Origin of the sequence: Pseudomonas sp. DWP3-1-2 (genome assembly GCF_049896285.1) — a bacterium.
Classification (GTDB): domain Bacteria; phylum Pseudomonadota; class Gammaproteobacteria; order Pseudomonadales; family Pseudomonadaceae; genus Aquipseudomonas.
Window position 1 is genome coordinate 74,407 of record NZ_JAFCTZ010000014.1, and the last position, 26,642, is coordinate 101,048.

Genomic DNA, 26,642 nt, shown 5'->3' on the forward strand with positions numbered 1-26,642 from the left:
ATACCGGCCCGCAAGGAAGCACGTTTTATGCGTTGCCTGCTGTTCGCTTGTCTGCTTCTGGTTTCATCGGCGTCACAAGCACTCGACCGCTATCAGGTTGAGGGCTACCTGCTGCCCAACGGTTTGCAACTGCTGCTCAAACCGGGCTATGAGAAGGGCCATGTGGCTATTCGTCTGGTGGTGGGTATCGGCTTTGATGATTTCAACTGCACCGACAAGGAACTGCCCCATGTGCTGGAGCACTTGTTGTTCAGTGGCATTGATGACAGCGGCGAAGGCGGGCTGGAAGAACGCATGCAAGCGTTGGGTGGCGAGTGGAACGCGTTCACCAGCAACACCGACACGACATTCGTCATCGAGGCGCCAGCGCAGAACCAGCGCAAGGTGCTTGACCTGCTCCTGGCCCTATTGACCCGCACAACGCCGAATCAAAAGGCGCTGGACACCGTAAAACGCATTGTTGAACGTGAGGACGGCGGCCATTATTCGCACCTGCAACGCTGGCTGGACCGCAAAGACCTCGGCCACAGCGCCAGCAGCCAATTGGCGGTTGAATTGGGCCTCAAATGCGCTGAGCGCCCTGAGGTCGACCACCTGACGCTGGACCAGATCGAAAGCATCTATAAAGCCTGGTACGCACCCAACAACATGACCCTGATTGTGGTGGGCGATCTTGATCGGTTGCTGCCCAGCTATCTGGAACGCACTTTCGGCGCGCTTGAGGCCCTTGACCCCATTGATCATCCGCCGCTGGATCAGGCCCATGGCGACGCGCAAGCCGAACGCACGCTGATTCGCGGCGTTCTGGGTCAGGGCGCACGCCTGCATTTGATCCTGCCAGAGCCCCTGCTGGATGCCCGGCATGATGAAACCTGGGAGTTGGTCAAAGCCTACCTTGACTGGGCGCTGTACAAGGAGTTGCGACTCAAGCGCGGCTTGTCCTACGGGCCGTCGATTACCCGCGAAGTGTTCGGCGACAGCGGGTTCATGAGCCTGAACGCTGACGTGGAACGTGACGATGTCGAGGAGGCCAGGGACGATATTCAGGCCATGCTCACTGCGTTGCGCAAAGACGGCCTTGACCCGGCCGCCTTCGCCCGCCTGCAGCAAGCGGCCATCGCCAGGCAAACCTGGGCCGTGCAGGGCAACAGCGCATTGGCCGATTACTATTGGGGGGCGCTGAACGATTACGAAAAAGGACGTTTTACGGACCCGGCCAAGCGCATCAAGGCCGTGAGCCTGGACAACGCCAATCGGGCGATGCGCGAATTGTTGAATCAGCCAGGGTACTGGCGTGTCGAACAGCCGCTGTTGACGTATACCAGCCTGATTTGGCTGGCCGCTGCGGTGTTCGGGCTATTGGTCGCGATCCTCTGGTGGGGCTTTAGCCGAACCCGCAAGCGCCGATGAACTGCCGGGGCGACCGACGGGGGTCCGTCGTGCTCCCGATAGCGTCGAATCAGCCGACACAGACTCCGGTTGATGCATCGAATCGCGAGCACGTTCACCCTTGCTGCGGGTTTGTACGCTCCACAATTCCCCGGCGGCACTGTTATCCTGCAGTCGCTTTTTCCGTGTTACTCAAGTAGATCGCTCAAATGCCCGAATGGAGTTCGTACCTCACGCGTATCACCAATCTGATGAAGCGCTACCCGGGCCTTATCGCCGCCGGTGGTTTCATTTCGGGGGTTGCCAGTTTCATTCTGGTGGATCGCCAAGAGGCGCTGGCCACCTGGATCGCCGTCATCATGCTGGTCAGCTGGCTATGGTTGATGGTGGAGAGCAGCGCCGTGGTGTTGTTCACCAAGGTGTTCAAGCGCGAGATTCCCTCCGGCCTGCTGCGCTACGGCACGCAGATGATCCATCAGGAAAGCCTGTTCTTTGTCCTGCCGTTTTTCTTCATCACCACCACCTGGAACAGCGGGCAGTCCATTTTCACGGCGCTGCTGGGCGCGGCGGGGCTGGTTTCGATCATTGATCCGCTCTATTACAAATGGCTGGCGACACGACGCTGGCTGTTCATGGCCTTTCACACGCTGACACTGTTTGCGGCCCTGCTGACCGCCTTGCCCATCATCGTTCACCTGACCACGGCCCAGAGCTACAAGCTGGCGCTGGTCACCGCCATCGTGCTCTCCTTTCCAAGCCTGATCTCGGCGCTGCCCATGACCACCTGGCGGCGCGGGGCGGCACTGGTCCTGGCGATGTTGCTGATGGGCGGCGCGGGCTGGTTGCTGCGCTCATGGGTGCCACCGGCAACGCTCTGGTTGACCGAGGTCGCGGTCAGCACCGATTTCGATAACAAGAACCGCGCACCGGGCGACAGCATCAAGCAAGTCAGCGCCAATCAGATCCGCAGCAGTGGCCTTTATGCCTACACCGCCATCAATGCACCCCGCGGCCTGGACGAACGCATTTATCATGTGTGGCGTTTTAATGGAAAAGAAGTGGATCGCATCGCTCTGGATATTCATGGCGGGCGTAAAGAGGGTTATCGTGCGTGGACGCACAAGCGCAACTTCCCGGAGGATGCGGTCGGCAAATGGCAGGTGAGGGTGCTGACGGAAGACGGGCAGATGATCGGCGTCTTGCGCTTTGAAGTCACCGACACCGATCAGCCCGCCGTTATCCGGCCTTCGGGGAAAATTACCCGACTCAAACCCGGCGGTGATGACAGCGCGGCAGAACAAAAACCCGAGCCAGAGTCCGAGGCAACCAAGGAAGCCAAGCCCGCCGAGCCCGCCACCGAGATGCCGAGTGCGCCCGCGGTTCCCGATCAATAACAGGCCCGAACATGACCACGCGCACGTTGGCCCCATCGACAGCCATCAGCCCCGCCAGCGCTCCGGCACTGGCGGGCACGGCGCTTCTGGACACCTCAACCCAACCCGCTCAGTTGCGGATTTCGGGTGACTGGACGCTGGCGCACTATCGAACACTGAAACAACAAACCGACGCGCTGGGCGGCAACTACGACGCCAGCGTGCCGGTGGACATGACGCGCCTGCACGCGCTGGACACCGCCGGCGCGTCGTTGCTGGTGGAGCTGCTGGGCACCGAGCGTCTGGCCAAACTGTCGGTACAGGCACCGGACCTGCCGCTCTCAAGCCGCGCCTTGCTGCAAACCATCCAGTCCGCGCTCTGTGATTACTGCGCGCCGGTCAAGGAGCCGGAAATTGCCGTCAGCATGCAGCTGCTGTCCCGGATCGGCTGCGCGGTCGACAAAGTCTGGACTGACACCCTGCAATTGCTGGGTTTCATCGGCCTGATCCTGGAAACCATCGCACTCACCGCGCTACGTCCCAAGCGTTGGCGGATGACCTCAGTGTTCGTCCACATTGAACAGACCGGCCTGGACGCCGCGCCTATCGTCGCGTTGCTGACCTTTCTGGTGGGCGCGGTGGTGGCCTTTCTGGGGGCGACGGTACTCAAGGTATTCGGCGCCACGGTCTTTACGGTGGACCTTGTGGCCTTCTCGTTCCTGCGGGAATTTGGCGTGCTGCTGACCGCCATTTTGCTCGCGGGCCGAACCGCCAGCGCCTTTACCGCGCAGATTGGCTCAATGCAGGCCAACGAAGAAATCGACGCCATCCGCACGCTCGGCCTGAGCCCTGTGGAGCTGCTGGTGGTGCCACGTGTCCTGGCCTTGCTGGTTTCGTTGCCGATCCTGACCTTCGTGGCCATGATTTCCGGCATCGTTGGCGGCGGCGTGGTGTGCGCGATTGCGCTGGATATTTCCCCGGCGATGTTTCTTTCGCTGCTGCAAGCCGATATCGGCGTGCAGCATTTTCTGGTGGGCATGGCAAAAGCGCCCCTGTTCGCCTTCCTGATTGCCGCCATCGGCTGCCTGGAAGGCTTCAAAGTCAGCGGCAGCGCGGAGTCCGTCGGCGCGCACACCACCTCAAGCGTTGTGCAGTCGATTTTCGTGGTGATCGTGCTCGACGCCCTGGCGGCGCTGTTTTTCATGGAGATGGGTTGGTGAGGACGATGCCCAAAGCACGTGATCCGGTCATTGAAGTGCGCGGCCTGTGCAATCGGTTTGGCAGCCAGAGCGTGCACGAGAACCTTGATCTGGACCTGTACCGCGGTGAAATCCTCGCCGTGGTGGGTGGTTCGGGCAGCGGTAAATCCGTCCTGCTGCGCAGTATCGTCGGCCTGCGTCGCCCCAATGCAGGCAGTGTCCGGGTGTTCGGTGAAGACCTGCAAGGCGCGTCGGACCAGCAACGTTCGTTAGTCGAACGCCGCTTTGGTGTGCTGTTTCAGAAGGGCGCGCTGTTTTCTTCGCTGACCCTGACCGAGAACGTCGCGCTGCCGCTGATCGAACATGCGGGCCTGAACCGCGATGAAGCGGAGCATCTGGCGGGGGTGAAGCTGGCGCTGGCCGGGTTGCCGCTGTCATCGGCCCACAAATACCCGGCGGCGCTGTCTGGTGGCATGATCAAGCGTGCGGCGCTGGCCCGTGCCCTGGCACTGGACCCGGACATCCTGTTTCTCGACGAGCCGACTGCCGGGCTTGATCCCATCGGTGCAGCGGCGTTCGATCAACTGATTCTGACCCTGCGCGATGCGCTGGGCCTGAGCGTGTTTCTGGTCACCCACGATCTGGACACGCTGTACACCATCACCGACCGGGTGGCGGTGCTGTCCCAGAAACGTGTGCTGGTGGCGGATCAGATCGACAAGGTCTCGGCCACCCCTGACCCCTGGATCCACGAATACTTCCACGGCCCTCGCGGCCGCGCGGCATACTCCGCTTCCCTGCCTAAAGAGGTTTGACGATGGAAACCCGTGCCCATCATGTACTGATCGGCCTGTTCACCGTGCTGGTGGTGGCCGGGGCGCTGCTGTTCGGGCTGTGGCTGGCCAAGTCCAGCGTCGACAGCGCATTCAAGGATTACGAAGTGGTGTTCAACGAGGCCGTCACGGGTTTGTCCCAGGGCAGTGCGGTGCAGTACAGCGGGATCAAGATCGGTGACGTGATCCAGTTGCGTCTGGACCCCAAAGACCCGCGTCGGGTGTTGGCGCAGATTCGGGTCACTGGCGAAACCCCCATCAAGCAGGACACTCAAGCCAAGCTGGCCCTGACCGGCATTACCGGCACCTCGATCATCCAGCTCAGTGGCGGCACGCCGCAAAGCCCGGAGTTGGTCGGGAAAGAGGGCAAACTGCCGATCATCACCGCGTCTCCATCGCCCATTTCGCGGTTGCTCAATGACAGCAGCGACCTCATGGGCAGCATCAATCAGCTGCTGCAGAACGCCAATCACATGTTCTCCACCGAGAACGTGACCAGCCTGAGCCGTACGCTGGACCACCTTGAGCAAACCACCGGCGCCATTGCCGATCAGCGCGACGACATTCGCCAGACCCTGAAGCAACTGGCCCAAGTCAGCAAGCAGGCCAGCGCGACGCTGGAGCAAACCACTGCGCTGATGCGTAACGCCAACAGCCTGCTCAACAGCGACGGCAAGCAGATCTTCCACAACGCCGAACAGGCCATGGCATCGCTGCAACAGAGCAGCGCGACCCTCAACCGCCTGCTCAATGGCAACCGGCAATCGCTGGACAGCGGCATGCAGGGACTGGGTGAGCTGGGCCCTGCGATCCGTGAACTGCGCGACACGATGAGTTCGTTGCGCGGGATTTCCCGTCGACTGGAAGCCAATCCCAGTGGTTATTTGCTGGGCAGCGACAAGAACAAGGAGTTTGAGCCATGAGGTTGTTTCAAAATCCGGACTTTGTAGGAGTGAGGCTTGCCCGCGAAGACGTCATCTCAGGCAACAGATGCGTTGAAGGGAATACCGATTCGCGGGCAAGCCTCGCTCCAACGAGAGGGTTGTTTTCGTTCGCGAAGCTGTTTGTGCTCAGTGCAATCGGCGGGGCCCAAAACCAGCGAAACCCTCGACAGCCCGCACATCTATTTGCTGATTCAAAAAATGCGGACTTTGTAGGAGCGTGGCTTGCCCGCGAAGACGTCATCTCAGGCAACGGATGCGTTGAAGGGAATACCGATTCGCGGGCAAGCCTCGCTCCAACGAGAGGGTTGTTTTCGTTCGCGAAGCTGTTTCTGATGGGCACCCTCCTGCTGAGCAGCGCCTGCTCGATCCTGCCCGCATCCGAACCGGCTGATGTTTACCGCCTGCCGATCCATTCGGCTGCGGACAAACCGGCCACTGTGCAGCCGGTGAACTGGTCGTTGCGCCTGGCGCGGCCCAAAGCCAGCGAAACCCTCGACAGCCCGCGCATCGCCGTGGTGCCGCAAGGGGATTTGATCAGCAGCTACAAGGGCGCACGCTGGAGTGACCCGGCACCGGTGTTGTGGCGTAATCGCTTGCTGGACGCATTCGCGCGCGACGGCCGGGTGCCGCTGCTCAGCACCGATGACAGCAACCTGCAGGCTGACGTAGAAATCGGCGGAGAATTGCAGGCGTTCCAGAGCGAATACCACGGTCAGGCCATTGAAGTGGTCATCCGCCTGGATGCGCGGCTGGTCAGCGACCATCAGCGCATCATCGCCACTCGCCGTTTCGAGGTGCGTCAGCCCCTGAGCGACAAGCAGTTGCCTGCCGTGGTCGAAGGCTTTGGCAAGGCGGCCGACGTGCTGGCCGCGCAGGTGTTGCAATGGACTGTCGAACAGGGCCAGCGACACTACGTGGCGGTAGCACCGAAGAACCAGTAGCACACGAAGATCGCGGCGATCACGCCGGAAAGCTCGGCCAGCAGCGCGCAACCGACTGCGTGGCGCGCGCGCTGGATGCCCACGGCGCCGAAGTACACCGCCAGCACGTAAAACGTGGTTTCCGTGCTGCCCTGTATCGTCGCAGCCACCAACGCGGGGAAACTGTCCACGCCCTGGGTTTGCATGGTTTCGATCAGCATTGCCCGGGCTGCGCTGCCTGAGAATGGCTTGACCAGCGCCGTGGGCAGCGCATCGACGAAGCGGGTGTCCAGGCCGAACCACTGCACCACATGGCGAATGCCTTCCAGGCCAAAATCCAGCGCCCCTGAAGCGCGCAAGACACCGACCGCGCACAGCATTGCCACCAGATACGGCAGCAGGCTTTTGGCAACGTCGAAACCTTCCTTGGCACCTTCGACGAAGGCCTCGTAGACCTGCACTTTGCGTAACGCGCCGATGATCAGGAACATCATGATCATGCCGAACAGCGTCAGGTTGCCCAGGATGGAGGACAGCCCCGCCAACGCCGCCGCCGACATCGTTGCCAGCAAGGCCATGAAGCCGCCAAGGGCCAGCGCGCCAGGGATCAGATAAGCCAGCACGACCGGATCCCACAAGCGCAGCCGCTGCATGAACGCCACCGACAGCAGCCCCACCAGCGTCGAGGCGCTGGTGGCCAGCAGAATCGGCAGGAAGACCAGGGTCGGGTCCACAGCGCCTTGCTGGGCGCGGTACATGAAGATCGTGACCGGCAACAAGGTCAGCGAGGACGCGTTAAGCACCAGAAACAGAATCTGCGCATTGCTGGCGGTGGTCTGGCTCGGGTTGAGCTCTTGCAGCGAGCGCATGGCCTTGAGGCCGATGGGCGTGGCGGCGTTGTCCAGGCCCAGCGCATTGGCGGCAAAGTTGAGGGTAATCAAGCCAAGGGCGGGATGCCCGGCCGGGACTTCCGGCATCAAGCGCAGAAACAGCGGACCGAGCATCTTTGCCAGCCAGTCGACGATTCCGGCTTTCTCGGCAATGCGCAAAAAGCCGAGCCAGAGTGTCAGGGTGCCGAACAGCAGGACCATGACCTCTACAGACAACTTGGCCATGGCGAAAATACTTTCCACCATCGCCGCGAAAATCCCCGCGTTACCGCCAATCAGCCACTGTGCCAATGCAGACACTGCAGCCACGACAAAAAAACCAAGCCACAGGCCGTTGAGCATCAGTAAGTCTCCCGAAGATGCGGCGATGATAGCGGCGGGAGGATAAACAACCAATGGCTTTGCCAATCGCCATCAGAATTGAAATACAGCTTCTTGCACAGGCCGTGCAGGAGCGAGCTTGCTCGCGATGGCGTCGGGTCATTCAGCCTGGGCATGGCCTGAAATATCCAATCGCGAGCAAGCTCATTCCTACAGATCGCCTTCTGCCGCGCTACAGCGCCCTATTCAGTTGGACGCTGCCTCACCCGCCGGCAACGGGTCTTTGCTGCGCCAGTGGGGCAAGGAGTTCCAGTAGCGCTGGCCTTTGGCATCGTCGTACATGCCTTCCCAGCGGGAGATGACCAGCACGGCCAGGGCATTGCCGATGACGTTCAACGCGGTGCGCGCCATGTCCATGATCCGGTCCACGCCCGCGATGAACGCCAGACCTTCCAGCGGAATGCCCGCGCTGCCCAAGGTAGCCAACAACACCACAAAGGACACACCCGGAACCCCGGCGATGCCTTTGGACGTAACCATCAACGTCAGAACCAGCATCAGTTGCGCGCCGACGGAAAGATCAATGCCATACAACTGAGCGATGAAAATCGCCGCGATGCTTTGGTAAAGCGTCGAGCCATCGAGGTTGAACGAGTAGCCGGTCGGCACCACGAAGCTGCAAATGGCTTTTGGCGCCCCGTACGCTTCCATTTTCTCGATGACGCGCGGCAGCACGGTTTCGGAACTGGCGGTGGAGTACGCCAGCACCAATTCGTCCTTGAAAATCCGCATCAGCTTGAGCACGGAAAAGCCGAACATCCGGGCAATCAGGCCAAGCACGACAAACGCGAAGAATGCGATTGCCACGTAAACCAGAATCACCAGCTTGGCCAAGGGCAACAGCGATGCGAAGCCAAAGTTGGCCACCGTCACGGCAATCAGGGCGAACACACCAATCGGCGCGTAGTTCATGATCATGTGCGTGACTTTGAACATGGTTTCCGAAACGCCCTGGAAAACCCTGACCAGTGGATCACGGACTTCCGCTTGCAGGCTGGACAAGCCCAGGCCGAACAGCACAGAGAAGAAGATGATCGGCAGCATGTCGCCACGGGCGATGGCCGCAAAGATATTGGACGGGATCAGGTTGAGGATCGTCGCGATAAACGCGTGATCGTGCTGAACCTCAGCGCTCGTCTTCTGATACTGCGAGATATCCACAGTGCCCAGCGTGCTCATGTCGATGCCGGAACCCGGCTGGAACACGTTGGCCAGCACCAGGCCGACCAGAATGGCGATGGTGGTGACGATCTCGAAGTAGATGATGGTCTTCAGACCGATGCGACCCAGTTTCTTCGCGTCGCCCACACCGGCGATGCCCACCACCAGGGAAGACACCACAATCGGGATCACGATCATTTTGATCAAGCGAATAAAGATGTCGCCAGCCGGTTGCAGGATATTACTGATCCACCAGGCCTTTTCAGCACTGAAATGGTTAAGCAGCGCTCCCAACGCAATCCCGAGAACCAGACCGATAAGGATCTGCCAGGCCAGGCTCAGCTTTGCCTTCTTCATGTCGTTACCTTTTTCAAGTGGCTAGGACATCTCTAAAACCGACACGCTCGACGTTGCTCTTGCACAGCAGCTTCGAGGGCATGGATGCCTTTAGAGCTGTCCTGAGAAGGTCGCCGCAGACGAGCATCCTGGCTCTGTAGCAGGCGAAAAAAGGCGCAACTATTGGCACCTGACGGCTCATCGTCTAATGCCGTAAATGACTACCCTATACCGAATCGGCATAATGCAATTTATGGCGAAAGCTTGAAAAAGCGTCGGGGAAATACCGCTATTCGGCTGTAAAGTGGCTAAAACGTCGTGTGTAGCGAGGTGAGCCCATCGGTTACGCGGTTTTTTAACGACAAATGACGAATTGGGAAGGGAATTTTTCCTACAGAATTTGACTGACGTGCGGCGATGTGACGCGCAGGTTCAACGACCCTGAAACGATAAAACGCGACGCACACCCTGAACTGACACTCGATAATTTTCGAGAAGACAATCATGGACATGCGCCGCGTTTTTTTCCTGACCCGGCCCTTGCGGAAGCACTCCCTGTACTCCTAGGTCGCTTCAATCCGAACAATCAAAGCATCCCGGCCCCATGGTCATGCGTCAGCCCTCATCAAGCTGCGCAACATCAAAGAGCGGCCCTCCAGGAGGAGCGCTCTCAGGGTCTTGAATCAGTACCAGTTCGGGTCTTTGCGCAGTTGCTCTTGCAGCAAGCCCTGCATACCTTCGTCTGGTTTGCCCAGGAAGCGGTAGGTCGCGTGGCGGGTGGGCGACTTGTCAGCGGGCAGGCCCGCCGGCACTTCTACTAGCATCGCGTAAGCGTCTTCCTTATCCAGGCTAAAAGCAACGATCAGACGCTTGCTCTTGCATGAATCAGCCGTTTCGCACAGCGGCCCCACCAGGTAGGGTTCGCCGTCTTCAGTCACGGCATTCATCTGCTGCTCGGAAGCGCCGGAGAGATTGATCACCCAATCGGGCAAGCGCTCTTCCTTCTTGATGACGCCCATCCAGGTCTGCCGGTACTCGGGCGCCGAACTCAAAAGTTCATTAACCCGGGCTTGTCCATCATTGGCAGCCATTGCCGCAGCACTGCCGCCCATGATCAGGGCGGCGGCCAGCAGTTGGAAAGAAGCACGCATGTGTCAGCCTCGGCCGCGACGGCCAAAGAAGAAGGACACAACGAACATGACCAGGAACACGACGAACAGGATCTTGGCGATACCTGTAGCAGTACCTGCGATACCGCCGAAGCCCAATACTGCAGCAACGATGGCGATGATTAGAAACGTGATTGCCCAACTCAACATGGTGATTCTCCTACGACTGTTTTTTAATCGGGTGTGCTGCGTTCACTGGACAGCGGGTTAGAAAATCCACGATTGCCTCGGGGGCATTTCACTGACTGGCACCTTACCTTCTACGGGTATGAAGCTCAGAGCAGCTTCCTTGGCCGAAGGCAAAACTGCCTGCGATGCCGAGGAATAGGACTGGCTGTAAGTGAACGGCTGCTTGGCCTGGGTCGCCTGATGGGCGCCGGACCAATGCTGAAACTGTTGGATGACGATCAATGTGACCAGCAGCGCCAAGGTGGCGAACAAACCTTGCTGGATGTGCAGAGGCGAAATACGCAATTGTGCAAGACGCTGGCTGTTCATCCGAGTGCTCCTTCCACCTTGGTGGACGTACGATCTTGATCTTGTGAGCCGGTAACTTCACGGCTTGGGTTGAGAGATGTACTGCAGTCTGCATGCCAGTTTCGAAAACCTGACAAAACCCATATAAATCAGCACTTTATAAAGATTTTAAACACGTCGCTGGCAGCATCCTGCACGATTGACCCTTTGGCATCGTGCGTTCTGCACGAACGCACGGTGCCCAAGGCATGGCGTGTCAGCCCCCGGTACGCGCCATCACCTTCAGCGCATCCGCATTCACGCCTTTCACACCGCGAATGTTTCGGGCGATTTCCACGGCCAGTTCTTTCTCTGCAAAGTTGGCAACAATGCCATTCAGGGTGACCAGACCGTCCTGAGTGTCCACCTTGATGTTCAAGCCATCCAGATTGCGACTGTAGATCAGGCTGGACTTCACCTTGCTGGTAATCCAGGTATCGCTGAGTTGTTCCACAGGATTGCTGGACGGTGGCTGAACCTTGGAGGCAATGGAGTCCTCGGCGCTCAGACTGATGAGGTTGTTGACGCTCGTGACCCCATTGGTATTGCTCGCCAGACTGCCAGCCAGCTCTTTGGCTTCAGGGCTGGTCGCCCGACCTTTGAGGGTGACTACGCCATCCTTACTGTCCACGTCGATCTTCAGCGCTTCAGTGACGCTGTTCCACAACAGCTTGGACTTGACCGTCGCGGTCAGCGTGGCGTCGTCAAAGCGCTGAGCCAGATTGGTCTTGGTACCAGGATCAGCGGCGACACTGGCGTCAATTTCCAGCTGGTTATCGACTTTATCGATGCCCTTGACGTCCATGGCGATCCTTTCCGCCAGCTCGCGATCCACCTCATTCTCGACCTTGCCTTTGAGGGTGGCGGCGCCTTGTTCCACGCTGACATCGATCTTGAACGGGCTTAAGTGGCGGTTGAGCGCGAAGGCGGTCCAGATCGAACCTTCCTGACGGGCTTCGGTGAGCTGGCTGGGCAAATCTTGTTGCGCAGCGCTGGCAAGCAGCGGGTTTAGACCCAATACGGTGATTGTCGCAGTGGCCAGAGCGAGCTTTTTCAGCGGGTGCATGGCACGTCTCCATCAATTGCTGTGCATGAATTTCATTTGAATCGCCTGAGGCGAAAAGCAAAAGAAACTCGCAAGGCCTGTGCCAGAGACGTTTTCTACAGAATTATCAACAAATTCAGTAGCTTACTGATTATTGTGGTAGGCAGTTACCATGCATCACGCAAAATCAATCAGAATTCACCATGCAACTTGCCCGATTATTCTGAGACTAACCAAGATAATTCACTAAGGAGCGTAGGAAAATGGAAGCAGCCACTGAGAGTCAGGGCCGTATTCTGCTTGTGGATGACGAATCCGCGATCCTTCGCACGTTCCGTTATTGCCTGGAAGATGAAGGCTACAGCGTCGCCACCGCGAACAGCGCAGCGCAGGCGGACACGTTGCTGCAACGCCAGGTCTTCGATCTGTGCTTTCTGGACTTGCGACTGGGCGAAGACAACGGCCTGGATGTGCTGGCGCAAATGCGCATTCAGGCCCCCTGGATGCGTGTCGTCATTGTGACGGCACACTCGGCGGTCGATACGGCCGTGGATGCCATACAAGCCGGCGCCGCCGATTACCTGGTAAAACCGTGCAGCCCGGACCAGCTGCGCCTGGCAACAGCCAAGCAGTTGGAAGTTCGGCAATTGTCGGCCCGGCTGGAGGCGCTGGAAGGGGAAGTGCGCAAACCCAAGGACGGCCTGGATTCCCACAGCCCGGCGATGATGGCCATTCTGGAAACAGCCCGACAAGTGGCCAACACCGATGCCAACATCCTGATTCTGGGTGAGTCAGGCACCGGCAAGGGCGAGCTGGCGCGGGCCATTCATGGCTGGAGCAAGCGCTCCAAAAAATCATGCGTGACCATCAACTGCCCATCGCTGACCGCGGAATTGATGGAAAGCGAGCTGTTCGGCCACAGCCGGGGCGCGTTCACCGGGGCCAGCGAAAGCACGCTGGGTCGCGTCAATCAGGCTGACGGCGGCACACTGTTTCTCGACGAGATCGGCGATTTTCCCCTCACGTTACAGCCTAAACTCCTGCGCTTCATTCAGGACAAGGAATACGAGCGGGTCGGTGATCCGGTGACTCGTCGTGCCGACGTGCGCATCCTGGCCGCGACCAACCTGAACCTTGAGGACATGGTGCGCAGCGGACGCTTCCGTGAAGACTTGCTGTATCGCCTGAACGTGATCACGCTGAATCTGCCGCCTTTGCGCGAACGCAGCGAGGACATCCTGACGCTGGCTGATCGCTTCCTGGCGCGCTTCGTCAAGGAATACGCCCGGCCCGCCCGTGGGTTCAGCGAAGAAGCCAAGGCCGCGCTGCTCAATTACCGCTGGCCTGGCAACATCCGTGAATTACGCAACGTCATCGAGCGCGCCAGCATTATTTGCCCGCAAGAGCGCGTTGAAATCAGTCATTTGGGCATGGCCGAGCAACCCACCAGCAATGCCCCCCGCGTCGGCGCGGCACTGAGCCTGGATGAACTGGAAAAGGCCCACATCGGCGCCGTTCTGGCCACCAGCGAAACACTGGACGCAGCCGCCAAGACCCTTGGCATTGACGCCTCCACGCTTTATCGAAAACGCAAGCAGTACAACCTATGAACTGCCGCCCATGAAGCTGGCCATGAAGTTGCGCACTCGACTGTTTCTCAGCATCTCCGCGCTGATAACCGTCGCGTTATTGGGATTGATGTTGGGGCTGGTCAGCGTCATGCAAATGGCCCGATCGCAGGAATCGGTGATTCAGCAGAACGTCGTTACGCTGGATCTGGGGCTGAAGCTCAGGCAAAACCTCGGCGATCAATTGGTCATGATGCTGGACGAGGCTCCTGAACCTGCGGTTCTCAAGGCTTCTCAGGATCAGTTCCGGCAGTTGCTGATCAAAGGTGTTGAGCACGATCAGCAGTACAACGCCAACAATGGCTTCGAAGAAGCCACTGCTGACTATCAGAAATTCCTCGAAGCCTACGCACGAACCCGTGACGATCCCCGAGCATTGCGCGATAACACCGAGCTGAGTCAGAGCTTCAATACGTTGCGCAATAAGTTGCTGGCGGCTCATCGACTGGCGTTGAACAACATCAGCGAAGCCGAGAGTCATTCCCGTGAGCGGGCACTGTGGGTCGCAGGGCTGTTGGGCCTGGTCGGCCTCGCCGTGCTGTGCATCGGCTTCATTACCGCCCATGGCATCGCACGGCGCTTCGGCGCGCCCATCGAGGCGTTGGCCAAGGCTGCCGACAATATCGGCCAGGGCAATTTCGAGGTCACGCTGCCGATTTCGTCTGCGGAGGAAATGAACCTGCTGACCCGCCGCTTCGGCGTGATGGCTGAAGCCTTGCGTCAGCATCAGGCAACCAATATCGACGAACTGCTGGCGGGGCAGCAACGCTTGCAAGCCGTGCTGGACAGCATTGATGACGGTTTGTTGATGATTGATCGTCAGGGCCGTCTGGAACACCTCAACCCTGTCGCCCAGCGCCAGCTTGGCTGGGACGAGGAACGACTGGGCCAGGGCCTTGGCGAGGCCTTGCAGCGGCCTGAGCTGGATGAACAGCTTTACCTGACGCTGCGCGGTGGCACCCTTGAACGGGCACCGGAGGATCTGTCGATTGATATCGATGGGGAAACCCGCCTGCTGACGTACAGCCTGACACCGGTCAGCCACACGCAAGGGCATATCCTGGGCGCGGTGATGGTGCTCCACGACGTGACGGAACAGCGCGCCTTCGAGCGCGTGCGCAGCGAGTTTGTGCTGCGCGCCTCCCATGAGCTGCGCACGCCCGTGACCGGCATGCACATGGCGTTCGGCCTGCTTCAGGAACGGGTTCACTTCGCCGAAGATTCCCGGGAAGCGGACCTGTTCAATACCGTCAACGAAGAAATGCAGCGTTTGATGCAGCTGATCAACGACTTGCTGAATTTCTCTCGCTATCAGAACGGCCTGCAAAAGCTGACGCTGGAGCCGTGCTCGGTGGACGAAATGCTCGAACAGGCGCGATCACGTTTTGAGGACCGCGCCAGCGAGCAGGAAATCGTGCTCACGGTGGAGGTCCAGGATCAACTGCCGCATCTGCATGCCGACCGGGCGCAACTGGAGCGAGTGCTGGATAACCTGCTGGACAACGCCCTGCGTCATACGCCGGAGAAGGGCCTCATCCGCCTGCAGGCAAGACGCCACGGCGAACGGGTGATCATCAGCGTCGAGGACAACGGCGAAGGCATTGCCTATGGCCAGCAGGGCCGTATCTTCGAACCCTTTGTGCAGGTCGGACGCAAGAAAGGCGGCGCGGGCCTGGGTCTGGCGCTGTGCAAGGAAATCGTGCAACTGCACGGCGGGCGCATGGGCGTGTATTCAAGACCGGGGCAGGGCACGCAGTTCTATATGGCGTTGCCGCTCTAGCAGGCGGCCTGGACGCGCGCCTCGCGCCTATAGACCGCTCATGCCACATCTTCCGCCCGACGCCCATTGCTGCGTCGTCCGCCTGTTACCAGTTCAGTGAACTTGCTGGCGGTGAGCGGGCGGGCAAACAGCCAGCCCTGGCCGTAGATCACACCTTCGCTTTTGAGCAACTGCACCTGGGACTCGAACTCGATGCCTTCGGCAATCACCCGCAACTCCAGCGCGTGAGCCATGCGAATGATATGGGGCGCCACCCCGCTGCTGGCCGCGTCATGGCCCAGCGCGTCGATAAAGGCTTTATCGATTTTCAGGCAGTCCACCGGAAGGGTTTGCAGGTAGGCAAGGCTGCAATAACCCGTGCCGAAATCGTCGATCAACACCTGATGCCCTTTGTCGCGCAGCGCCTGGAGGTGATTGCGCGCCACCACCACATCAATCAAGCCGCGCTCGGTGACTTCGAAGGCAATCTGTCGCGCCGCAACCCGGTGCTGGGCCAGCAATCGCGCTGTTACCCTTCCGATCCGTGGCGCCATGACGTCGCACGCCGCCAGGTTGACCGAGATATAAAGCTGCGGATTGGCGCGCAGTAACGGGCCAAGCTGTTCGAGCAATTGCTGGAGGACAAAGTCGGTGATCTGCCGGATCTGCCCGGTGTTTTCCGCCAGCGGTATGAACAGATCAGGACTGGTCAACGTGCCATCCGGCCTGCGCCAGCGCACCAAAGCTTCGGCACCGACACACTGCCGGGTACTGAGATTGAAGATGGGCTGGTAGAGCACCTTCAGCTCACTGCGCCGCAATGCCCCCTGTAATTCACCCCCGAGAGACTGACGCTGGCGAGCCAGTTGCAGCACCAGCGCGCCGATACACAGGGAAATCAAGACGCTGGCAGGAACAAGCAGCCACCACGCGCCGGTGATTTTTTCCTGTAGACCGCTGCGTGGCGTGGTCAGCACCAATTGATATTCGGGACTTTGCGTCGGCATGCGGTAGATGAGGCGGGTCCGCGTGGTCAGCAGCGTCTCATCGGGGGACGAAGACCAGTCTGTCGTGGGCGGCCAGATTTGTTCCGGCCCGAGGACAGTCACGGCCTTTCTGCCTTGGTCGAGCACCACCAATAAACTGCCGCGTGCGGGCAGGTCGACCACATCGGTCAGGTGTCCGCGGGAAGTGGTGACCCTGAACTCGCCGCGCCCCATCATCAGCGCCGCAAGATTGTCGTCAGGCTGGGCCGCTGTGTTGAGCCAGTAATCGTAGGTGGGCCCGCGGATGTCCGGTTCGCGGGAGGTGCCGAGCTTGCTGTTGCGCGGCCAGCTGGAGCAAACGGTCGTGTCGCCAACGAATCCGGCTTCATAAATGAAGCGATAACTGGAGATCACCTGACGCAAACGGTCCACCATCTGCGGCGTGCATTGCCGTAAAGGCTGCGCCTCAAGCTGGTCCAGCCCGGCACGCAATTGACCGAACAATTGCTCAAGACGCACCAGAAAGCGCTCGCCCTGAGCCTTCATTTGTACGCTTTCGTTTTGCCTGGCCTGATGAACCGCCACGGCAAAACTGCCACATAGCAACACGGCCGCACTCAAAACGGCTGCAAGCAATGCCATTAGCCAGGGGCGGTAGAGGTTCAATCGAAAAGGAACGGGCACATCACGCATCGACGGGTATCCGGATCAATACCCATCAGGTTAGCAACACACCGGGAAATCGCCCGTAAAAATGGCCAATCGGCCGAAATTTATCGGTCGGGACGGTTGAGCACCTTGAGTAACGCGGCGGTGCGTACATCCGGGTCGCCTGTGAAACGCTCTGGACGGTAGTGCATCTGAAAGGCCGCCAGCACATGGCGCGTGGCGACATCCAGTTCGCCCGTCTGCGGCGTTTCATAGCCCAGCCGCGCCAGTTGTTGCTGGAACCACGAAATGCTGGGCACGTTATCCATCATCAACGCTTGCTCGCGCGCCACCCGTTGCTCATCAGGCCATATGCCCAACCCCTCTTTGGCCAGCCGCTCCCAAGGGAACAACGGACCCGGGTCCAGCTTGCGCAGGGGGGCGATATCGCTATGGCCGACGATGTGGCGAGGGTCGATGTGATTGCGCTTGACGATGTCCTTGAGCAACACGATCAGCGACTGAATCTGGCCCTCGGTGTAGGGATACCAGACCCGCCCGGAGGGGGTGTCTTTGAAACCCGGATTGACGATTTCAATGCCGATGGAGCTTGAGTTGAGCCAGGTCCGGCCTTCCCATTGGCTTTCACCGGCATGCCAGGCGCGGGCGGATTCATCCACCAGCTTATAAATAGTGGGCGGCGTATCGCCGATCAGGTAATGGCTGCTGACCTCGCCGTGAGTCAATAACGCCAAGGAGCGCTCAAGATTCGCGGAGGTGTAATGCACAACCACGAACTGAATGCGGTTGTCGAAATTGACCGAAGCATGACGGGTATCGAGCGGCGGCCCGCTGGTGCAGGCCGTCAAGGTGATGAGTAACAACGCAGAGAAAAAAAGCTTCATGAACATCTGAACACACTGACAGGAAAGGGGTGAGCATAACGCACTGGCGCCATAACATTTACAGGCGATTGAGTCACGATCATCCTTGTTCGACCCGATTGCGGCCGTTTTCCTTGGCTCGATAAAGCGCCTGATCGGCGCGCTTGAGCGCAACATCGCTACGCTCGCCCGGGCGCAACGCCGTGAAACCCATCGAGACCGTGACGGTCACAGGCTCGCCCTTGAAATGGAACGGACAGAGTTCGACCGCTGCACGCAGCTCGCCGAGCAGGCTGGCTCCGGCCGTTGCGGCTGTCGCCGGAAGCAGAAGCACGAATTCTTCGCCACCGAAGCGCGCAATGAAATCCGTGCTGCGCAAGCGTTTTTTCAGCACGTTGGCGATGATTTTCAGCACCCGGTCGCCCGCCAGGTGCCCGAAACCATCATTGATGCGCTTGAAGTGATCCAGATCGAGCATGCACACCAGCAGGCTGTTCTTCTGCTGCTGCCAGGTCGCCATTTCCTGCTCAAGACGCTCGCCCCAGGCGGCGCGATTAGGCAGTCCGGTGAGCGGATCGATCAGGGCTTTCTGACGCTGTTCTTCCAGGTGACCACGAAAGCCTTGGGCTTCCTGCTCCATGGTGGCGACACGACTTGCCAGGCTTTGCAGGCGCTCAGCGACTTCCTGTTCCCGGGCATCGCGCTGCGCCTGATGCTGATCCATGGTGCTCAACAGGCCGTCGAGCCGGTTCTCCAGCACGCGCTTGAGGCTGGAAAGATCGGGGGCATCCTGCACGCTGTTTTGCAAGCCATCGACCTGCTCACGCAACTGGCTGTTCAGATCACGGGAAGCCGACTGATTGTCGGCATGGTCTGCGCTGGCCGCCAGCAGGTTGCTCTGGAAGGACTCCAGTCGCTCATTCAACTGCTTGAGGTAAATCTCGAATTCACTCTGACCGCTGTCGGTGATCGCCAGCATCAGCACGGCAAGATCATCGAGGATGGGCAGCAATTCGTACCAGTTCAGTCCGTGTTCCAGACGCTTGCGCATCGCCTCGGCCTGAGGGCGGTGATGCTCCGGGAGCGTCAAGTCATCGAGCAGGCCCAGCAAGGTCTGTTCGATGTGAGCGGCCACCGAGCTGTAACTGGGCTCCGGTGAAACGGGAAGCGAAAATCCCCCGTCCTCTCCTTCGCCAGGCTCCTGCTCATCACTGTCTTCATCTGGCTCGCCAGCCCGCTCGATCACAACCTCAGGCCGTTGCTCGTAAGGAACAGACGGCGTGGGTGTGAGCAGCGCCTGAGCGTCAAACGCTTCAAGCGGTATTTCATCGGCGGATGCCTGAGCGGCAGGTTGCACGGCCTCATCAAATGCTGGCGGCGCATCGAAAGGAACGGGGGGCGCTAGCGCGTCGGCAACGGCGTCAGTAACAGACTCGGGAACCGGCTCGGCAATTTCTGTGACCGGCACAGCCGCCGACTGGGCAACCGGCTCTGCAACCTCACTGACTCGCGGCGGTGGCGTCAGGGAGGCGGATGATTGCTGAACGTCTTCGGTCTTATCTTCTTCAGGCTCAACCGGTAGCGTGACCCCGGGCACAGCAGTCGCAGTGCTGTCAGGCGGGGCGACAGGCGCGGGCTGAGCGTTTTGCTCAGGCTGGTAGTGCTGCGCAGGGGGCTGGTCGTGATCAGGATCGGGCTTGACGTCGCGGGGGGCTTCATGGCTGCCGAACAGACGCTGTAACAAACCGGGGCGCGCGCCCCCTTCGGGCTTGTCCATCATGGTCAGTGCCTGACCTTGCAGGCTGCTCAACTCGCTGAGCAGCAGCGGCAACTCTCGCGCCTGGGACGCACGCTCTTCCAGCTCCTTGGCGAACCGCTTGAGCGGCTTGCGCACGTCTTTGGGCAACGGTAATGACTGCAACTGCGTCACCAGCGCCGTCAGGGCATCATTGATCTGCCCGGCGCGGACTTCCCGACGCTGCTCGGAGTCCAGCACAGCCTTTTCAAGGCGGGGAATAAGCGCGGCGAGGCCCGCGTCCATGTCGTCCTTGCGCACGATTTCACGCATTTCCTTCATGCACTGGTCGACTGCCCGGTCCGAGCCTTCTGCCGCCAGACTGCTGCGCACCAGACCGCGACGCAGAAGGTCGAGACGCGCCTCCCAGCGCTTGTCGAGCTCGTCCTGTTGCTCAATGCCCTTGAGGTACTTCTCTTTCCAGCGTTCGGCTTCATCGCTCATGCAATGGGCTCGCTTGCAACCGTGCTGGGTACCGGTAGCGAGTCCTGATTCATTGAAGCAGGCAGACGAATTTCCACTGCCACGGGCAGGTGATCGGAAATCGGCTGGGCAAGTACCTGGACGCGTTCAAGGGTCAGACTGGGGCTGAGCAAAATATGATCAAGGCAACGCTGCGGGCGCCAACTCGGGAAGGTCGCTTCGATCTGCGGGGCGAGCAGGCCAAGGTCGCGCAGGGGAGAGTTCTCCAACAGGTCCAGCGCATGTGTGTTCATGTCACCCATCAGCACCTGATGACGATAATCACCGATCAGATCGCGGATGTAGGCCAACTGGCGGGTTCGGGTACGGGCGCCGAGGGCCAGATGCATCATGACCACGATCAACGCATCCTTGCCTTCACCGAAGCGCACCAGGATCGCGCCACGACCTGCGGGGCCGGGCAACGGATGATCTTCGATGGCTGATGGCCGCAAGCGACTGAGCACACCATTGCTGTGCTGCCCGAAGCGTCCAAGATTGCGGTTGAGCTGCTGATACCAGTAAGGGAAAGCACCGAGCTGGGCCAGGTGCTCCACCTGATTGACGTAGCCGGAACGCAGACTGCCGCCATCGGCTTCCTGCAGAGCGACAAGATCGAAGTCGCCCAGCAGATCGCCGATTTTCTGCAGATTGCCGGCGCGGCCACCGTGAGGCAGCAGATGCTGCCAGCCCCGCGTCAGGTAATGACCATAACGCTCGGTGCTGATACCGACCTGAATGTTGAAGCTGAGCAAGCGTAACCGGCCATCGGCCGGTAAGCCGCTGGCTTGCACGTGGTGTTCGTTGACCTGTGGATCATGTCGGCCAACGACCCGTTCCGTTCTCCAGCGCCGCATGGCGGGCGCCGCTTACTTGGCTGCCGCTCGCTCTTTGGCGATGAGCTGATCGGCCACCTGCAAGGTTTGCTCCGGACCACCCGCCGTGCCCAGGTCAAAACGGTACTTGCCGTTGACGATCATGGTCGGCACGCCGGTCACTTCATACTTCTTGGCCAGTTCCTTGTACTGAGCAATCTTGCCCTTCACTGCGAAGGAATCGAAGGTCTTCAGGAACTCTTCCTTGTCTACGCCTTGGGTGACGAGGAAATCAGCCATATCGTTCTTGTCGGTCAGACGCTTGCCGCCCTTCTGGATCGCTTCGAAGACTGCGGCGTGAACCTTGTGCTCTACGCCCATCATGTCCAGGGTGATGAACAACTGGCCATGGGCATCCCAAGGGCCGCCGAACAGGGCGGGGATGCGCACGAAGTGAACATCGGCAGGCAGTTTTTCTACCCAGGGATTGATAACGGGTTCGAAGGCATAGCAATGCGGGCAGCCGTACCAGAACATTTCCACGACCTCGATCTTGCCTGGCTCGGAAACCGGAACGGTGCTGCTCAGTTCGACGTACTGCTTACCGGCTTCGATGGGCTCGGCTGCTTGAGCCGAAATACCGAACAAGCTGGCGGCAACCAGGGCGGCGCTGAGAATCAGATTACGCATGCTTTACTCCTGAGACAGATTTGGGTCGCCTTCAAGCGACCGGTTTTCGACCGGCCTGGATGGCGCGAGTTCGCTAGTGTAACGCTGGCGACAATAAAAAAGGGCAGCCTGAGCTGCCCTTTTTAATCGTGTGCAAACGTTTCAGCGGATCAATGCAGGCCCTGAATATATTGCGACAGCGCCTCGATATCCTTGTTGCTCAACTTGGCTGCAATAGAGCGCATGACCATGGTGTCGCCGTCGTTGGTGCGGTCGCCTTCGCGGAAAGCCGTCAGTTGTTTCTTGATGTAATCCGCATGCTGACCGCCCAGATGAGGGAAGCCGGCCTGAGCGTTGCCCACGCCATTGGGCGCATGGCAGCCAGTGCAGGCAGGCAGGCCTTGGTCCAGGTTGCCACCCCGGAACAATGCCTCACCCCTGGCCACGAGCTTCGGATCGGCGGCGCCGACGCTGCCCTTCTGGCTGGAGTAGTAAGCGGCGATGTCTGCCAGGTCCTGATCATTGAGATTGGTCAGCAGGCCGGTCATCTCCAGCACCACGCGCTTGCCGCCCTTGATTTCCTGCAGTTGCTTGACCAGATAACGCTCGCCCTGGCCTGCCAGCTTTGGAAAGTTCGGAGCCATACTGTTGCCGTCCGGGCCATGGCACGCACCACACACGGCGGTTTTTGTCTGGCCAGCAGCGGGGTTTCCAATCTCACCAGCGGCCTGTGCCGCACCGCCGATGCCCAAGGTCAACAGCAGACTCACGAATATTTTCTTCATCAGGTAATCCAAATCGGCTAAAGGTGAAAAGTTATGTAGGAAGATGACTCGCTCATCCAGGGGGATGATGGTTCGCAACTCCTCGCTACTGCTGTCCTTGCACAATCCACGCGGCGGCATTGCTTTGAACTACCGGACACAGGCAACTCCAAAGCCTTCATACTTAACAAAACCTTTTCAGGTTCAAAGCGGACTGCGTTCTAATGCGCATGTTTATGTCTCGCCCAGGTGGTGATCCTGCCCTGTTTACAGGACAAAGCACACACAAAATCTGCGGCATTATATACTGGCGCCACTGAAACGGAAACGACACCTCTTGCCGCACCCCTTGCAGGCACCGCCCTCACCGGAAATCACATGCAACTCAAGAACCCCATTCTCGGCCTGTGCCAACAGTCCACCTTCATGCTCAGCGCCGCCAAAGTCGATCAGTGCCCTGATGACGAAGGCTTTGAAGTCGCCTTTGCCGGGCGCTCCAACGCAGGCAAATCGAGCGCGCTCAACACCCTGACTCATGCCAGTCTAGCTCGTACATCGAAAACACCCGGCCGTACTCAACTGCTTAATTTCTTCAAGCTGGACGACGAACGCCGTCTGGTGGACTTGCCCGGTTACGGCTATGCCAAGGTGCCCATCCCGCTCAAGCTGCACTGGCAGCGCCACCTGGAAGCGTATCTGGGCAGCCGTGAAAGCCTGAAGGGCCTGATTCTGATGATGGACATCCGTCATCCAATGACCGACTTCGACATCCTGATGCTCGACTGGTCCATCGCCAGCCACATGCCGATGCACATCCTGCTGACCAAGGCTGACAAGCTGACCTACGGCGCGGCCAAGAACACTTTGCTCAAGGTTCAGGCCGAGATTCGCAAGGGCTGGGGCGATGCCGTGAGTATCCAGTTGTTCTCGGCCCCCAAGCGCATGGGGCTGGAAGACGCCTACACTGTACTGGCCAACTGGATGGAACTGGAAGACAAAGCGCCTGCCGAGTCCGGCGCCTGAATCCAGGGCAAAAAAAACCCCGGACTTCGTATGGGGAGGGGAAGTTCGGGGTCTAAGTTTCAGACCTTAGGGTGGGGTCTGAATATCTGCCAACACTTAACACAACTAGGAGCATTGATCGGCTTCGCTGCCAATCGAGAACTATGACTCGCGTTTCACGGGGTAAGTTCCTGGCCGTTTGAAATTCCTCGCACGCGCGATGGGTGGCGTGCGACCTCATGCCGCACGCCCGATCAGCGCCTGTCAGTGCGCTTCATCCCAGTTATTGCCCACGCCCACTTCTACCAGCAGCGGCACGTCCAGTTGCGCCGCGCCGCTCATGTACGGGCGAATCTGCTCGCTGATCTGCTCCACCAGGTCTTCGCGCACCTCCAGGACCAGTTCATCGTGGACCTGCAGGATGACCCGGGCGTCCAGCTTCGATTCTTCCAGCCAGCCATTCACTGCCACCATGGCTTTCTTGATGATATCCGCCGCCGTGCCCTGCATGGGCGCGTTGATCGCCATGCGCTCGGCGCCTTTGCGCAAGGCTTGGTTCTTGGCGTTGATGTCCGGCAGATACAGGCGACGGCCAAAGATGGTTTCGACAAAGCCTTGCTCGGCCGCCTGGGTGCGCGTGCGCTCCATATAGGCGAGTACGCCGGGATAGCGGGCGAAGTAGCGGTCCACATAGGCTTGTGACTGCTTGCGATCAACGCCGATCTGCTTGGCCAGACCAAACGCGCTCATGCCGTAGATCAAGCCGAAGTTGATCGCCTTGGCGCTGCGGCGCATGTCGGTGGTGACATTTTCGAGCTCGACGCCAAAGACTTCGGCCGCCGTTGCCCGGTGCACGTCAAGGTTGTTGCGGAAGGCGTGCAGCAGCCCTTCATCCTTAGCCAGGTGCGCCATGATGCGCAGCTCGATCTGCGAATAGTCCGCTGCCAGCAGTTTGTAGCCTGCGGGCGCGACGAAGGCCTGACGAATACGACGCCCTTCGGCGGTGCGGATCGGGATGTTCTGCAGGTTAGGGTCGCTGGAAGACAAGCGCCCGGTTACTGCCACGGCTTGATGGTAGGAGGTGTGAATGCGCCCGGTACGCGGGTTGATCTGCTCCGGCAACCGGTCGGTATAGGTGCTTTTCAGCTTGCTCATGGAGCGGTACTGCATCAGCACGGTCGGCAGCGGGAAGCCTTGTTCAGCCAGTTCCGCCAGCACGGCTTCAGCGGTGGACGCCTGGCCTTTGGCGGTTTTGCTGATAATCGGCATACCGAGCTTTTCGTAGAGAATCGTACCCAGTTGCTTGGGCGAGCCGAGGTTGAATTCCTCCCCGGCAATTTCGAACGCCTCGCGCTCAAGGGCCACCATTTTTTCACCCAGTTCTACGCTTTGAATGCCCAGCAGCTTGGCATCCACCAGCGCACCCTGGCGCTCGATGCCCGCCAGGACAGGCACCAGCGGCATCTCGATCTCATTGAGTACCGGCAGCAGGCTGGGAATTGCGTTGAGCTTTTCCAGCAGGGCTTCATGCAGGCGCAAGGTCACGTCGGCTTCTTCAGCGGCGTACTGCGCGGCCAACTCCAGGGATATCTGGTCGAAGGTCAGCTGCTTCACACCCTTGCCGGCGATGACCTGAATAGGGGTGGTCGCATGGCCCAGGTACTTGAACGCCAGGCTTTCCCGGTCATGCCGCGTCGCGGTGGAATCAAGCACGTAGGATTCCAGCATGGTGTCGTACACCAGGCCTTGAACGGTAATGCCCTGGCTTTGATCACCACCGATGGCGCAGTTGGCCAGGATGTTGATGTCGAACTTGGCGTGCTGGCCGACCTTGATTTTGCCGGAGTCCTCCAGCAACGGCTTGAGCTGCTTGAGCACATGATCCCGATCCAGCTGCTGCGGCACGCCCATGTACGAGTGAGTCAGGGGGATATAAGCGGCTTGATGGGGTTGCACAGAGAACGACAGCCCCACCAGTTGAGCACGCTGCGCGTCCAGGCCATTGCTTTGGGTCACAAAGGCGATGAGCTTGGCTTCATTGAGTTTTTTCAGCCAGGCGTCCAGCTGATCCTGCTCAAGGATGGTTTCGTATCGGGTTTCGGCGCTGGGCGGCGCTTCGACGATAGCCACTTCTAGCCCGGCACGCTGCGCATCGCGGTGCAGGTCTTCAATCCAGCTCTTGAATTCCAGTTCGGCGTACAACGCCAGCAAGGCTTCGCGGTCCGGCTCGCCGCAATACAGCGCGTCGAGCTCGATGTCCAGCGGTACGTCGATCTTGATCGTCGCCAGCTCGTAGGACAGGAACGCCATGGCGCGATGCTCTTCGAGTTTCGCCGCCAGGGTTTTCGCCCCGCGAATCGGCAACGCCGCCACGGCGTCAAGGTTGGCGTACAACTCGGCCAGACCACCGCCGACGCCGACCAGCAGGCCAACAGCGGTTTTTTCCCCCACGCCGGGTACACCCGGAATGTTGTCGACTTTGTCGCCCATCAGCGCCAGGTAATCGATGATGTGCTCGGGACCGACCCCGAACTTCTCCTTCACGCCAGCCACGTCCAGCACGCTACCGGTCATGGTATTGACCAGGGTAATGTGCCCGTCGACCAGCTGCGCCATGTCCTTGTCGCCGGTGGAGATGATCACCGGCCGGTCCGCCGCCGCGCTGCTGCGCGCCAGGGTGCCGATCACGTCGTCCGCTTCGACGCCGTCGACACACAGCAACGGGTAGCCCAGCCCTTTGACGCAAGCGTGCAGCAGATCAATCTGCACCCGCAGGTCATCGGGCATGCTCGGACGATTGGCCTTGTACTCGGCGTAAAGATCGTCGCGAAACGTGCCGCCCTTGGCATCGAACACCACGGCGAACGGGCTTTCAGGATATTGCCGTCGCAAGCTTTTCAGCATGTTCAGCACGCCTTTGACCGCCCCGGTCGGCAGCCCCTTGGACGTAGCGAGCGGCGGCAGTGCGTGGAAGGCGCGATACAAGTAAGAAGAACCGTCCACCAGGACGAGGGGAGCTTGGCTCATGAGCAGAATCAACCTTTTCGGCGGGGTCGGCGCTAGAATGCGCGAAT

At 59.6% G+C, this 26,642-nt stretch carries 22 protein-coding genes; 9 read left to right on the forward strand and 13 right to left on the reverse strand.

The features are described from left to right. Window positions 1–27: 27 nt before the first annotated feature. The 6 genes from ACP7B0_RS21835 (at window position 28) to ACP7B0_RS21860 (ending at window position 6,679) form a co-directional block, all read left to right on the forward strand. On the forward strand, window positions 28–1,410 hold the full coding sequence (locus tag ACP7B0_RS21835; protein ID WP_426143762.1) for a M16 family metallopeptidase: 1,383 nt from the start codon (window positions 28–30) through the stop codon (window positions 1,408–1,410). A gap of 188 nt (window positions 1,411–1,598) precedes the next feature. Next, on the forward strand, window positions 1,599–2,783 hold the full coding sequence (locus ACP7B0_RS21840; protein ID WP_426143763.1) for a DUF5924 family protein: 1,185 nt from the start codon (window positions 1,599–1,601) through the stop codon (window positions 2,781–2,783). Window positions 2,784–2,794: 11 nt separating this feature from the next. Beyond that, window positions 2,795–3,982, forward strand: coding sequence for an MlaE family ABC transporter permease (locus ACP7B0_RS21845; RefSeq protein WP_426143765.1), 1,188 nt, complete (start codon window positions 2,795–2,797; stop codon window positions 3,980–3,982). A gap of 5 nt (window positions 3,983–3,987) precedes the next feature. After that, complete coding sequence (locus ACP7B0_RS21850; protein WP_426143766.1) at window positions 3,988–4,776, forward strand: ABC transporter ATP-binding protein; 789 nt, start codon at window positions 3,988–3,990, stop codon at window positions 4,774–4,776. Window positions 4,777–4,778: 2 nt separating this feature from the next. After that, window positions 4,779–5,717, forward strand: coding sequence for an MlaD family protein (locus ACP7B0_RS21855; RefSeq protein WP_426143768.1), 939 nt, complete (start codon window positions 4,779–4,781; stop codon window positions 5,715–5,717). Window positions 5,718–6,070: 353 nt separating this feature from the next. Then, window positions 6,071–6,679 carry an ABC-type transport auxiliary lipoprotein family protein gene (locus ACP7B0_RS21860; RefSeq protein ID WP_426143769.1) on the forward strand — a complete coding sequence of 203 codons (609 nt, stop codon included), beginning with the start codon at window positions 6,071–6,073 and terminating at the stop codon, window positions 6,677–6,679. On the opposite strand, the gene ACP7B0_RS21865 is transcribed toward ACP7B0_RS21860, so the two are convergent. The 6 genes from ACP7B0_RS21865 to ACP7B0_RS21890 all read right to left on the reverse strand — a co-directional run bounded on the left by ACP7B0_RS21865 (window position 6,649) and on the right by ACP7B0_RS21890 (window position 12,177). Continuing rightward, window positions 6,649–7,890 carry a nucleoside recognition domain-containing protein gene (locus ACP7B0_RS21865; RefSeq protein WP_426143770.1) on the reverse strand — a complete coding sequence of 414 codons (1,242 nt, stop codon included), beginning with the start codon at window positions 7,888–7,890 and terminating at the stop codon, window positions 6,649–6,651. The genes ACP7B0_RS21860 and ACP7B0_RS21865 overlap by 31 nt on opposite strands. A gap of 225 nt (window positions 7,891–8,115) precedes the next feature. Then, entirely contained in the window at window positions 8,116–9,447 is a 1,332-nt protein-coding gene (gltP, locus tag ACP7B0_RS21870) for a glutamate/aspartate:proton symporter GltP (RefSeq protein ID WP_426143771.1), read from the reverse strand. Between the two features lie 662 nt (window positions 9,448–10,109). Further along, window positions 10,110–10,577: an inhibitor of vertebrate lysozyme family protein gene (locus tag ACP7B0_RS21875; protein ID WP_426143772.1), complete on the reverse strand. Its 468-nt coding sequence runs from the start codon at window positions 10,575–10,577 to the stop codon at window positions 10,110–10,112. A gap of 3 nt (window positions 10,578–10,580) precedes the next feature. Beyond that, entirely contained in the window at window positions 10,581–10,745 is a 165-nt protein-coding gene (locus ACP7B0_RS21880; RefSeq protein ID WP_002555679.1) for a DUF1328 domain-containing protein, read from the reverse strand. 57 nt (window positions 10,746–10,802) lie between these two features. After that, complete coding sequence (locus ACP7B0_RS21885) at window positions 10,803–11,093, reverse strand: hypothetical protein (protein WP_426143773.1); 291 nt, start codon at window positions 11,091–11,093, stop codon at window positions 10,803–10,805. A gap of 235 nt (window positions 11,094–11,328) precedes the next feature. After that, window positions 11,329–12,177, reverse strand: a complete 849-nt coding sequence (locus ACP7B0_RS21890; RefSeq protein ID WP_426143774.1) for a BON domain-containing protein — start codon at window positions 12,175–12,177, stop codon at window positions 11,329–11,331. A 242-nt stretch (window positions 12,178–12,419) separates the two neighbouring features. On the opposite strand from ACP7B0_RS21890, the gene algB reads away from it, so the two are divergent. Next, window positions 12,420–13,766 carry a sigma-54-dependent response regulator transcription factor AlgB gene (gene algB, locus ACP7B0_RS21895; RefSeq protein WP_426143775.1) on the forward strand — a complete coding sequence of 449 codons (1,347 nt, stop codon included), beginning with the start codon at window positions 12,420–12,422 and terminating at the stop codon, window positions 13,764–13,766. Window positions 13,767–13,776: 10 nt separating this feature from the next. Next, window positions 13,777–15,564, forward strand: a complete 1,788-nt coding sequence (locus ACP7B0_RS21900; protein ID WP_426143776.1) for a KinB sensor domain-containing domain — start codon at window positions 13,777–13,779, stop codon at window positions 15,562–15,564. A gap of 38 nt (window positions 15,565–15,602) precedes the next feature. Here the strand turns inward: ACP7B0_RS21900 and ACP7B0_RS21905 are convergent, their stop codons facing one another. The 6 genes from ACP7B0_RS21905 to ACP7B0_RS21930 all read right to left on the reverse strand — a co-directional run bounded on the left by ACP7B0_RS21905 (window position 15,603) and on the right by ACP7B0_RS21930 (window position 22,587). After that, window positions 15,603–17,222: an EAL domain-containing protein gene (locus ACP7B0_RS21905; protein WP_426143777.1), complete on the reverse strand. Its 1,620-nt coding sequence runs from the start codon at window positions 17,220–17,222 to the stop codon at window positions 15,603–15,605. Between the two features lie 80 nt (window positions 17,223–17,302). Further along, window positions 17,303–18,082, reverse strand: coding sequence for an N-acetylmuramoyl-L-alanine amidase (locus tag ACP7B0_RS21910; protein WP_426143778.1), 780 nt, complete (start codon window positions 18,080–18,082; stop codon window positions 17,303–17,305). A 79-nt stretch (window positions 18,083–18,161) separates the two neighbouring features. Continuing rightward, window positions 18,162–20,300 carry a diguanylate cyclase gene (locus ACP7B0_RS21915; RefSeq protein WP_426143779.1) on the reverse strand — a complete coding sequence of 713 codons (2,139 nt, stop codon included), beginning with the start codon at window positions 20,298–20,300 and terminating at the stop codon, window positions 18,162–18,164. Next, window positions 20,297–21,175, reverse strand: coding sequence for an endonuclease/exonuclease/phosphatase family protein (locus ACP7B0_RS21920; protein ID WP_426143780.1), 879 nt, complete (start codon window positions 21,173–21,175; stop codon window positions 20,297–20,299). Before ACP7B0_RS21920 ends, ACP7B0_RS21915 begins: the two co-directional genes overlap by 4 nt. A gap of 12 nt (window positions 21,176–21,187) precedes the next feature. Next, entirely contained in the window at window positions 21,188–21,823 is a 636-nt protein-coding gene (locus tag ACP7B0_RS21925; RefSeq protein WP_426143781.1) for a thiol:disulfide interchange protein DsbA/DsbL, read from the reverse strand. Window positions 21,824–21,972: 149 nt separating this feature from the next. Then, window positions 21,973–22,587 (reverse strand): c-type cytochrome, encoded by a 615-nt coding sequence (locus tag ACP7B0_RS21930; protein ID WP_426143782.1) that lies wholly within the window; start codon window positions 22,585–22,587, stop codon window positions 21,973–21,975. A gap of 357 nt (window positions 22,588–22,944) precedes the next feature. Here ACP7B0_RS21930 and yihA point away from each other — a divergent pair, with 357 nt between their 5' ends. Next, window positions 22,945–23,589 carry a ribosome biogenesis GTP-binding protein YihA/YsxC gene (gene yihA / locus ACP7B0_RS21935; protein ID WP_426143783.1) on the forward strand — a complete coding sequence of 215 codons (645 nt, stop codon included), beginning with the start codon at window positions 22,945–22,947 and terminating at the stop codon, window positions 23,587–23,589. Window positions 23,590–23,832: 243 nt separating this feature from the next. Here yihA and polA read toward each other — a convergent pair whose 3' ends face one another. After that, the gene (gene polA / locus ACP7B0_RS21940) at window positions 23,833–26,595 is read right to left on the reverse strand and encodes a DNA polymerase I (protein ID WP_426143784.1); all 2,763 of its coding nucleotides are present in this window, start codon (window positions 26,593–26,595) and stop codon (window positions 23,833–23,835) included. Between the last annotated feature and the right edge of the window lie 47 nt (window positions 26,596–26,642).